At 64.9% G+C, this 9,148-nt stretch carries 10 protein-coding genes and 1 pseudogene; 5 read left to right on the plus strand and 6 right to left on the minus strand.

Going from position 1 to position 9,148, the window contains the following annotated elements:
• Window positions 1-718 precede the first annotated feature (718 nt).
• Both M8523_RS35000 and M8523_RS36670 read right to left on the minus strand, forming a co-directional pair.
• Window positions 719-1,369, minus strand: a complete 651-nt coding sequence (locus tag M8523_RS35000; RefSeq protein WP_282589020.1) for a BON domain-containing protein — start codon at window positions 1,367-1,369, stop codon at window positions 719-721.
• A 230-nt stretch (window positions 1,370-1,599) separates the two neighbouring features.
• Complete coding sequence (locus M8523_RS36670; RefSeq protein ID WP_345894365.1) at window positions 1,600-2,046, minus strand: hypothetical protein; 447 nt, start codon at window positions 2,044-2,046, stop codon at window positions 1,600-1,602.
• On the opposite strand from M8523_RS36670, the gene M8523_RS36675 reads away from it, so the two are divergent.
• Complete coding sequence (locus tag M8523_RS36675) at window positions 2,024-2,629, plus strand: hypothetical protein (RefSeq protein WP_345894366.1); 606 nt, start codon at window positions 2,024-2,026, stop codon at window positions 2,627-2,629. The two genes, M8523_RS36670 and M8523_RS36675, sit on opposite strands and share 23 nt — an antisense overlap.
• A 142-nt stretch (window positions 2,630-2,771) precedes the next feature.
• Here the strand turns inward: M8523_RS36675 and M8523_RS35010 are convergent.
• Window positions 2,772-3,044 (minus strand): annotated as a pseudogene (locus tag M8523_RS35010) (phosphate ABC transporter ATP-binding protein); the annotation flags it as partial.
• Between the two features lie 476 nt (window positions 3,045-3,520).
• Here M8523_RS35010 and M8523_RS35015 point away from each other — a divergent pair.
• Window positions 3,521-4,453 (plus strand): LysR family transcriptional regulator, encoded by a 933-nt coding sequence (locus M8523_RS35015; RefSeq protein ID WP_282589428.1) that lies wholly within the window; start codon window positions 3,521-3,523, stop codon window positions 4,451-4,453.
• Window positions 4,454-4,537: 84 nt separating this feature from the next.
• The gene (locus tag M8523_RS35020) at window positions 4,538-4,933 is read left to right on the plus strand and encodes a translational machinery protein (RefSeq protein WP_282589429.1); all 396 of its coding nucleotides are present in this window, start codon (window positions 4,538-4,540) and stop codon (window positions 4,931-4,933) included.
• Between the two features lie 39 nt (window positions 4,934-4,972).
• Here the strand turns inward: M8523_RS35020 and M8523_RS35025 are convergent, their stop codons facing one another.
• Genes M8523_RS35025 through M8523_RS35035 form a run of 3 tightly spaced genes read right to left on the minus strand, consistent with a single transcriptional unit; the run spans window position 4,973 to window position 8,155 of the window.
• Window positions 4,973-5,656 carry an ABC transporter ATP-binding protein gene (locus M8523_RS35025; protein WP_282589430.1) on the minus strand — a complete coding sequence of 228 codons (684 nt, stop codon included), beginning with the start codon at window positions 5,654-5,656 and terminating at the stop codon, window positions 4,973-4,975.
• Window positions 5,649-6,875, minus strand: a complete 1,227-nt coding sequence (locus tag M8523_RS35030; protein ID WP_282589431.1) for an ABC transporter permease — start codon at window positions 6,873-6,875, stop codon at window positions 5,649-5,651. Before M8523_RS35030 ends, M8523_RS35025 begins: the two co-directional genes overlap by 8 nt.
• Window positions 6,872-8,155: an efflux RND transporter periplasmic adaptor subunit gene (locus M8523_RS35035; RefSeq protein WP_282589432.1), complete on the minus strand. Its 1,284-nt coding sequence runs from the start codon at window positions 8,153-8,155 to the stop codon at window positions 6,872-6,874. The genes M8523_RS35030 and M8523_RS35035 overlap by 4 nt, the downstream gene beginning before the upstream one ends.
• Before the next feature lie 418 nt (window positions 8,156-8,573).
• On the opposite strand from M8523_RS35035, the gene M8523_RS35040 reads away from it, so the two are divergent.
• Both M8523_RS35040 and M8523_RS35045 read left to right on the plus strand, forming a co-directional pair.
• Entirely contained in the window at window positions 8,574-8,846 is a 273-nt protein-coding gene (locus M8523_RS35040; RefSeq protein ID WP_282589433.1) for a hypothetical protein, read from the plus strand.
• Window position 8,847: 1 nt separating this feature from the next.
• On the plus strand, window positions 8,848-9,060 hold the full coding sequence (locus M8523_RS35045) for a hypothetical protein (RefSeq protein WP_282589434.1): 213 nt from the start codon (window positions 8,848-8,850) through the stop codon (window positions 9,058-9,060).
• Window positions 9,061-9,148 lie beyond the last annotated feature (88 nt).

The following is a 9,148-nucleotide window of genomic DNA, read 5'->3' on the forward strand; positions in this document are numbered from 1 at the left end:
CCTTCCATGGCGACTGGAATTACACCATCCACCCCTCCTCAAACAGCAATCAGAGCAGTTAAATTCGGGCGAGCCCTAAGTCGATCTGGAGTCGAACCATCTATTGTGCAATTGCGATCTACCGCACTTCCACAAGTCAATTGCGCAAGAAGAGGCCTTTAACTGGAAAAATCAGCGTTCGACTGAAATCGGCAGTCAGCGAATTGGCGTTACATGGGGGAAGGATCACCCGAGGTTCCAAATTAAAGTGTTTGACACCACCCTCGAATAAGCAAAGCCTCTCTGTGCTGCATCGGCTTTCACCCCGACGGCACGGCACCTTCAACCCGGAGGTTCGCGATGAGTCCACCCAAGCATTCGGCTGCAATCATCCCCTAAGCCTCATAGACGGGCTTCAAGGGTAGCAGCGACTGAACAAAGTTGGCCCGCCAGAGGCGCCACCGGAGCCGCACCAGTAAGGTAAGGCCCCACCTCGCGTCCCTGGTGTTTGCTTGCCGGTCGGAGACCATGCTCCGAAGTCCAGGCTCTTGGATCAGGAGTGTTCACGATGTTTGATCAACACACGGCGGTGCTGAGAGGCGCCGTGCAGCCTCTGCCTGCCATTCGGGCGATCGGCACGAACGACCTGAAGGGACGCGCTGATCGCTGGCTACTGCGCCGATGGCGGCACGAAACAGGCCCCGGACAGCAACCCTCCGCCGGGTTGCCATGTCCTTGGCTATACGACAGCGATGTCGTTCTCGACGCCCGTCACGCCGGGAGCGCGCCAGGCGGTATTGGCCGCGATCCACTTGTCATCGTAGGTGTGCACCGTTCCCGTGAGCCGGACCGCGCCGCCCGTGGCGCTGACCGAGACGTTGTCCTGGTAGAAGGACCACGATCGGTGCAGGGCGCTCTCGATGTCAGCTGAGATGTTTTTGGCGTTGGGACGCGGCTTGAGCGTAATCTGGTCTGAAACCCCGACGACGCCCGACAGCGGGCGGAGATCGTCGTGGGCGGCGTCCTTCTGGTATTTCCAGTCAACCTGTCCCGTCAGAGTGAGCCAGCCCTTTTCGACCCGCACCTTCACGGCGTCGCGCGGGACGGAGGTATCCCAGGCCAGTCGCTCGATCGCGGCGGCCCCGATCTCGTCGTCGGTTCGCTTCGTCTCGAACGGAAGCCGAACGTCGAGTTCCTCGGCCACGGCCTTGACGCCCTTGATCCGTGCGGCGGCGTTCTCGGCAGCGCGTTTCTCAAAGTAGCTGCTGACGTGACCACTCAGGGTTACGACACCATCCTTGGCGGCGACGCCGATATGGGCGGCGGTCACGCTCGGCTCCCAGGCGAGTTCGTCCTGCACAGATTTCTGGAGCTGACTGTCGTTGTTCATGGGGTTTCTTCCTTTGAAAATGATCGGCGCGCTCGGCACGCAGGCGATACTTCGGACCCTCCCGTCTGGAGAATGTCGAGGCTGCCGAAAGATCGCGGCGAGCTTGTCGCGACCGACATCTTAACGAAGAGCCTAGGCAGATCGGCCGCTCAAGGCGTGAACCGACTTCGCGGAACGACTATGCGAAAATGCGTAGACCAAAGGCGAGGACGTCGGCGTCGCATCCGAAATCAGGATATCAACACCGCCTGCATCGGTCTGCGCGCCGAGAACGGTCGATCCGCCGCGTGACCGAAGCGCATCACGATGTCGGGCCGGCGCCCGCCCAGACCGACGAGATCCGCCAGGGCCGGACTCAGTGCCGCGACCTCGGCCGGTTGGTTGACGAAGGCGTGCTGCAGGCCGAGCGCCGTCGCCTGCAAGGCAAAGCGCTGACAGGATCGGCCGGCGCGAACCCAATGGTCCGGGCCGCTTGCCTCCGACACGAAGACGGCGATGCCGGACGAGGATCGCAACTGCCTCGCGTAGGTCTCGTTCTCCGACCGCGCGTCGACGAACCAGTCGAACAGGCCCGGTCCCGCCCAGGTGGGAAGGATCGGATTGCCACTCAGGACGCTGAAGAGCCCGTTGCCGGTCTCCAGGGCCTTGCGCGGGTTGAAACGCAGCCAGTGCTTCAATTCCCCGCATGAGGGCGGGGTCGGTCATCTGGGTCGTGTTGCCCTGGACGACCAACTCGCGCACCCTGTCCATGTGAAGGCGATCGGTGGTCAGGACGACGTCGACCCCGGGGATCACAGCCGCATCCCACAACGTCCGGAGATCGGCGTTGCTCACCAGCCGGCCGTCGAACTCCGCCCGCGTCGACTGACGCTTCGGGATCGCGTTGGACAACGCCGTGTCTCCCACCGTCCCGCTTTCCAGGGAGACGGCCACGCCGCCGCCATTCGCGGCAGGGAAGCCGACCGCCCCCCGGTGGCCGGCGGCGCCCGCGGCCAGCGACAGGTTCTCGGCGGCGCATCCGAGGGCGACGTGGAGGTGATGGTCGTCCGGATCGACGACGGGGGTCCGTCGCGAGAGGTCGGGCAGGATCTCGACTTGGTCCTTTCCGATCCCGAATCGCCACGGCTGCGTATTGTGCCCGCTCGGCGCGAGCGTCGCCATACAAATGATCTCGGGGATCGCAGGCCGGGCCGAAAGCGCCGCACGCTCGCTCGCCATGGCGGCGTTGTATTCCGCCATCGAGCCCATGCGCCGCGATGACGCGTAGGTCCCAACGCCTCCGATCGCGGCGATTGCCCCGACGCCCATCAGGATCTCACGCCTGTTCATCGCTGCTCCTATGTTCCATTCGGGTCCCGTTCCGAACGGTGCTTCACCGCGGATCGCCGGGATCGCACGCCGCTCACCCGAAGCGACCGGTCACGTAGTCGCTTGTGCGTGGGTCCTTCGGGTTGCCGAAGATCTGTTCGGTCTTACCGACTTCGACGAGGGCGCCGAGGTACAGGAAGGCCGTGGAGTCCGCCACGCGGGCGGCCTGCTGCATGTTGTGCGTGACGATGACCACGCAGAAGCTCTTTGCAAGCTCGCCGATGAGAGCCTCGACATGCGCCGTCGAGATGGGATCCAGGGCAGAGCATGGCTCGTCGAACAACAGGATTTCCGGCCCAGTCGCAATCGCACACCGACCAACCCGATCGGCCGTCCCCGCCACTCAAGCAGGAGCGGCTTGCCGCAGGCATACGCGAAAACGGCCTCGATGGACTGGTCGAAGCGGCGAAGAAGGATGGAACGTCGTACCGGCTGCCCGGCTGCGGTCACCTGATGTCCGCGATCGCAGCAGGAGCGCACTAAGCCTTGTGACCCTCGATCCCAGTTAGACCACGGACGGATGAGGCCACGATGCGCAAAAGCGTTTTTGCATAGTGAGTATCGGATAGTGGCTGCGCTTTATGCGAGCGCCGAGTCGTTGACAGATGAAATCGGGGTTTCGTTTGAGGGGTTCATTCCGCCGTCTACAAATGTAACCGCAATTCTGTTTCGGTGCTCTCCAGGGACATCGCTCTACGGTTCAAAATGCACCACGCGATCTTGCGTAACGCCTATTCGGAAACGAACAGCGTCAAGATCATCGCTCCTATTTATGAGGTTCAAATGCTTGATTGGGATGACCTTCGTTTCTATCTCGCGATCGCCCGCACCGGCAGCTTGTCGGGAGCCAGCAAGCATCTGCACGTCGCCCAATCGACCGTGGGACGCCGCCTGGCGTCCCTGGAGGTGAGCCTAGGGGTCCGCCTCCTGAACCGGACCCCGGAGGGCTACCTGCCCACGCCGGCCGGCGACGACGTCCGCAAGCAGGCCGAACTCGTCGAGCGGGAGGCGCTTGCCCTTGAGCGTCAGGTCGTCGGACGCGACCAGCGAATGGCCGGACATGTCCGCGTCACCTGCGCCGAGACGATCGCCAGCAACCTCCTCGCTCCGTGCCTCGGCACGCTGCCCGACGTGCATCCCGACATCATGGTCGAGCTGATCCCCAACCCCAGGGAACTCAGCCTCTCGATGCGGGAGGCCGACATCTCCGTCCGGCTGCGGCAGCCGGCCCAGCACGACCTCGTCGTCAGCCGGATCGGCACCCTCGCCTTCGGGCTCTACGCCAGCCCCGGCTACCTCGAACGCCACGGCGAATGCGACTACGATGCGGGCTGCGCCGGCCATCGGCTCATCACCCAGCTCGAAGGCATCCAGGACGCGACGCAGACGGACTGGCTCGCCGAGCTTGCCCCCCGAGCGCGCATCGCGATGCAGACCAGCAGCCACGCCGCCGCGCTCGCGGCCGCCAAGCAGGGTGGGGGCTTGGCCAGCCTCGTCCGGTTCTGCGCGGACGACGACCCCGGGCTCGTCCGGCTCAAGACGCCGCCGCTCCCGTCAATGGTACCGAGCACGGGCATCTGGCAGGTCGTGCACAAGGACAATCGCGACACTCCCCGCATCCGGGCCGCCCTCGATCACATCACCAAGTGGGTCCGGCAGCGCGGCGATGAACTCAATCCCGTGCTGGATGAGCCCGAGCTTATCCCGGCGGCATGACGGCGCTTCGTTCGCGGCGTCGATAGGGCCCACGCGATACCTTGGCGTCGAGCACGACGCCCCACTCATCATGAGGCCGAACCGATGAAGCAGCACAACCACGCCGTCGTGTGGATCGATCACGACGAAGCCAAGGTCTTCCACTTCAACGCCGAAGGAATGGACAAGGTGGTCTTCCACCCCGAGGACCCTCACGTCCATATCCACCACAAGGCGAATTCGATCGGAAGCGGCCACGCGGCAGAGGACAATGACTATCTGCATGCAGTGGTCGAGGCGATCGGAACGTCCCGCTACGTCCTGCTGACGGGACCTGGCTTGGCCAAGACGGCGCTGATGAAGCACATCGCGGCGCATGATCCGGGGGCGCTCGACAAGATCGTCGGCATCGAGACGGTCGACCACCCGAGCGATGGCGCCCTGCTGAAGCACGCCCGTGCGTATTTCCATGCCGAGGACCTGATGACGCCGCAGAAGTAGCGGTCGACCCCATGAGGCGTCCGGTCGAGGCGCCCTCCCTCAAGCCGTGATGCGGCCGTCGACGACGTCCACGATGCGATCGCAGCGCTTCGCGAGATCGAGGTTGTGCGTGACCATCAGGATGGTGGTTCCGCTCTCGCGGTTTACCTCACGCATGAGGTCGAAGACGCCGCCGGCGGACTGCGTGTCGAGGTTGCCGGTGGGCTCGTCCGCGAGCAAAAGGTCGGGGCTCATCGCCAGTGCGCGAGCGATGGCCACGCGCTGCTGCTGGCCCCCGGACATGTTCATCGCTCGGTTGTCGGCGACCTTCGCCAATCCCACCCGGGCCATGAGGGCGTTGGCTTTGACGACGATGTCCGGGCCGGCGAATTCGCGGTCGACCAGAAGGGGCATCAGGACGTTCTCGACCGCCGTGAACGCCGAGATCAGGTGATGGTCCTGGAACACGAAGCCGATCGTGTGCCCCCTGAGCCGCGTCAACGCTGCGTCGTTCAGGAGCGCCGTGTCCTGGCCCTTGATGAAGAGGTGCCCGGAGGTCGGACGGTCGAGGAGCCCGATGATGTTGAGGAGCGTGCTCTTCCCCGAGCCGGACGGCCCCATCAGCGCGAGGAACTCCCCGCGTTTCAGCGTAAGATCGATGTCGTGCAGCACCTTCGTCTCGGAAGGCAGGCCGACGTTGTAGGCCTTGCAGATCCTATCGAGGCGCAGGACCGGATCATCCACGGATCGCCACCACGGGATCGAGATTGGCCGCACGGATCGCCGGGACCATGGCGGCCACCAGCCCGGTCGCCGTCGCGAGCAGCGCCGTCGCGACGAAGAGGTTTCGCTCCAGCATCAGGGGGAACAGCTCCGACCCATCGGCCTGCCGCATGGCGGAATGCCAATACATCAGTCCTCCAGCGCCCATCACGGACCCGACGACCGCACCCACGAACCCGAGCACGCCGCCCTGGATCAGGAACACGCGCAGGACCTGGCCGCGCGACGCTCCCATGGCGCGCAGGATGCCGATGTCCTTCGAGCGCTGGATGACCGACACGACAAGGACGGCCGCGATGCCGAAGGCCACCGAGAGCGCGACGAAGAGCCTGATCATCGTGTTGGATGTCTTCTGGGCCTGGACGGCGGTGAAGAACTGGGCGTTGGTCGCGATCCAGCTGTCGGCCTCAACCGCGTTCGACGACTCGATCCGCTTCGCCAGCGTCTCCGCCGCGTAGATGTCCTTGACGGTCAGGTCGACGGTGGTCACGCCGCCGATGATGCCGAGCAGCGACTGCGCCGTCCGAAGGGCGACGTAGGTGTTGCGCTCGTTGACGGCCTTGTTGCCCAAGTCGAGCACGGCCGTGACGGTCAGGACCACCGGCGTGCCGGTCGCGGCCTGGACGTTCAGTTTGTCGTTTACCGTGGCGCCCAGGTCCTTCGCCAGCTCGGTGCCGATGATGATGTCCTGGCTGTTCAGGCGCGGCACGCCGGCGACGACATAATCCGGGATCCGCACGATGGTGAAATACGAAGCGGGCTCGATGCCGGCAATCGTGATGGCACGGCTCGCTGCTCCTCGGATCGCGAGAGCCGAGCCGGCCATCGTCGGGGAGATGGCCGTGATCTCTGGCATGGACTGCATGCGATCACGCACCTTCTGCCATTGATCGACGGAGATGACGTGCTGGCTCGGACGCTGGACGGATGCATTCTCGAACACGCCGGGCGCGTTTCGGAGCGGACGGGCGATCTGATCCAGCGGGATGAGCTGGATCTGCGGCTGGGACGTCAGCACCCGCTTGATGAAGTTCGCCTGAAGCCCCGTCAGGAGCGCCGACATGAAGACGATGACGCCGACGCCGATCGCGATGCCGGTGATGATGAACAGAGTCTGCATCCGCCCTTCGCGCAGGAAGCGGATGGCAGCGATCCACTCGAAGGGCAGCCAGCGGTTCATGGCGTGATCGGCCTGATCCGCTGCCCCGTGAGGACGCCGGCGCTCGCGGGGATCGCGGCGTCGCCGTCCTTGATGCCGGCGAGGACTTCGATCTGCGTGTTCCCCTGCAAGCCGAGGCGCACCGACTGCCTGTAGGCACGCCCGTTCCGCACCCCCATAACCCACGGATCGCTTGAAAGGCCGTCGTGCACCGACCGGACCGGCAGGACAAGGGCGTTCGCGCTGTGCGCAACCTCGATGTCGACCGAGACCGTCATGTCCTGCCGAAGGTAAGCCGGGGGGGCGGCCACGGTCAGCTTGACCTGGACGGATGCCCGCGTGATGTCGACGGACGGGTTGATGTAGGAGATGACGGCGTCGAACCGCTTGTCTGGATAGGCGTCCGCCGAGGCGGTGGCGTGCTGCCCCAGCGCGAGCTTGCCCATGTTGCGTTCGTCGATCGCCAGGAGAAGCTGGGTGTCGCCATCGGGCGCGAGGACAAGGAGCGTGTTCCCTGGCTGGGCGACCGTTCCGCGCTCGACGTTGCGGGTGATGAGCACGCCGTCACGGGGCGCGGAGATCGTCGCATAGGCGAGGCGCGAGGTGGCGGTGTCGAGGCTCGCCCGCGCCTGGTTGAGCTGGGTCTGCGCCATCACGTAGTCGCTGCCGCCCGGGCTGGACGTATAGACCTGCACCTCGGCGGACCGGACCTGCGTATGCCCGACGTCGAGATCCCTCTGCGCGGTGTCGAGGGCGGCGTGCGTGGCGAACCCGTTGCGGCTCAGGTCCGAGGTGCGGTCGAACGTCTGCTGCGCGTTCAGCAGGGTGGCCTGCGCTTCCTTCCGGGTCTCCCTTGCCGTCGGCAGCGTGAGTTCGTCGATCTGACGCGTCCGCGCCTCGGCTTGCGCGACGGCGCCCTTCGCCTGGACGACGGCGGCCTTCAGTTCCCGCGACTCCAGGGCGATGAGCGGCTGCCCCTTGGTGACGCGGACGCCTTCCTCGACCAGGACCTGCTCGACCGTCCCGGTGATCTGGCTGCCGATGATCACGCGATAGAGCGTCTCGACGTTGCCCGTCGCCACGACCGTCTCGATCAGGGCGCCCCTCTTCGCGACGTCGACGACGACGCCGGGGCCGAACCACATACGCGCGCCCTGCCAGCCACCGAGGCAAACCACGACGACGACGGCCAAGACGAACCAACGGTGGGTCCGGAGAAAGGCAGGAGCGCTTTTCGTGACATCGGCACAGCGACGGAGGAGCCCGGTCACGCGGAAGCCGGATCGGGGAAGAAGAAGCATCAGCCAGTGAGCCTGTCCTGTTGTCGTCGCCAGCGGCATCGGCGCCCATGCGTCTGCGCAGGCAGGGAGTGCGGCCCGGATGAGGACCCTAGGCCCTCGCCTGAGCAATGACATGAACGACTTCGATTAGCGGGAATGCAAAAACGCTCACGGCCTGAACGACGCCGTGATCCGGCGCTTTGTCCGACCAGGACTCGCATTCGAGCGTCGTGACTTCAGTCGGTTGCAAACCATGTCGTCGCGGCGACCTACCCTGGGCAAGCGCAGGTTATGCCGGGACTCGGTTCTGTGTTAACTTTGATCCGTCGCGACCTTGGGCATGTCGATCGTAATTGCTCAGGAAGGGGTTTTGCGGCGGCCTCAGGTTACGTGAATTTTTTCGCTTGCGACGGGTTGGCGGGTATGAGTCAACCTTTGTGTGGCACATCCGCTTGATGTGACCGACAAAGACGCTCTGATTGCCGCGCTGATGACGCGGATCGAAGAGTTGCTGGCGCTGAACACGGCGCTGATGGCACGAGTGGAGGAACTTGAGGCCAAACTCGGTCTGCCGCCGAAGACGCCGGACAATTCGAGCCTGCCGCCATCGAAGGGGCCAGAAGCCGTCCGGATCGACGCCGCCCAACCCCAAGGCCAAGCCGCATCGTGGGGCGCGCCGCCTCCTGCATCCGAACCCAACCCGCACACATGACGTGCTGGCCACGGCGTGCCAGGGCTGCGGCACCGACGTGTCGGGCGTCGCGCAGAGCCCGTGCGAGACCTACGACCGCGTCGAAATCCCTCAGATCGAGCCTGACGTCACCCGCGTGTCGCTGCATGGCGGCGTGTGCCCCTGCTGCGCGAAGCGGTTCAAGGCCGAGGCGCCGAAGGGTGTGATTAGGCGTGCAAGTTTGACCCCCGTGTGAGGGGTATCGGCGTCCAATACTGACCCCCTTTGATGTGCTTCGAGCAGGCTGTCCGTCCTTGTTGTGGGAGGGGCGGTGGGGGATGAAG

Source organism: Lichenifustis flavocetrariae (assembly GCF_026130545.1).
Lineage (GTDB): Bacteria > Pseudomonadota > Alphaproteobacteria > Rhizobiales > Beijerinckiaceae > Lichenihabitans > Lichenihabitans flavocetrariae.

What these genes read in the sequence shown, in the direction of transcription:
- M8523_RS35015 (WP_282589428.1), top strand. Translation starts at nt 3,521, where the DNA reads ATGCTTGATTGGGATGACCTTCGTTTCTATCTCGCGATCGCCCGCACC.
- M8523_RS35030 (WP_282589431.1), bottom strand. Translation starts at nt 6,875, where the DNA reads ATGAACCGCTGGCTGCCCTTCGAGTGGATCGCTGCCATCCGCTTCCTG.
- M8523_RS35035 (WP_282589432.1), bottom strand. Translation starts at nt 8,155, where the DNA reads ATGCTTCTTCTTCCCCGATCCGGCTTCCGCGTGACCGGGCTCCTCCGT.
- M8523_RS35020 (WP_282589429.1), top strand. Translation starts at nt 4,538, where the DNA reads ATGAAGCAGCACAACCACGCCGTCGTGTGGATCGATCACGACGAAGCC.
- M8523_RS35000 (WP_282589020.1), bottom strand. Translation starts at nt 1,369, where the DNA reads ATGAACAACGACAGTCAGCTCCAGAAATCTGTGCAGGACGAACTCGCC.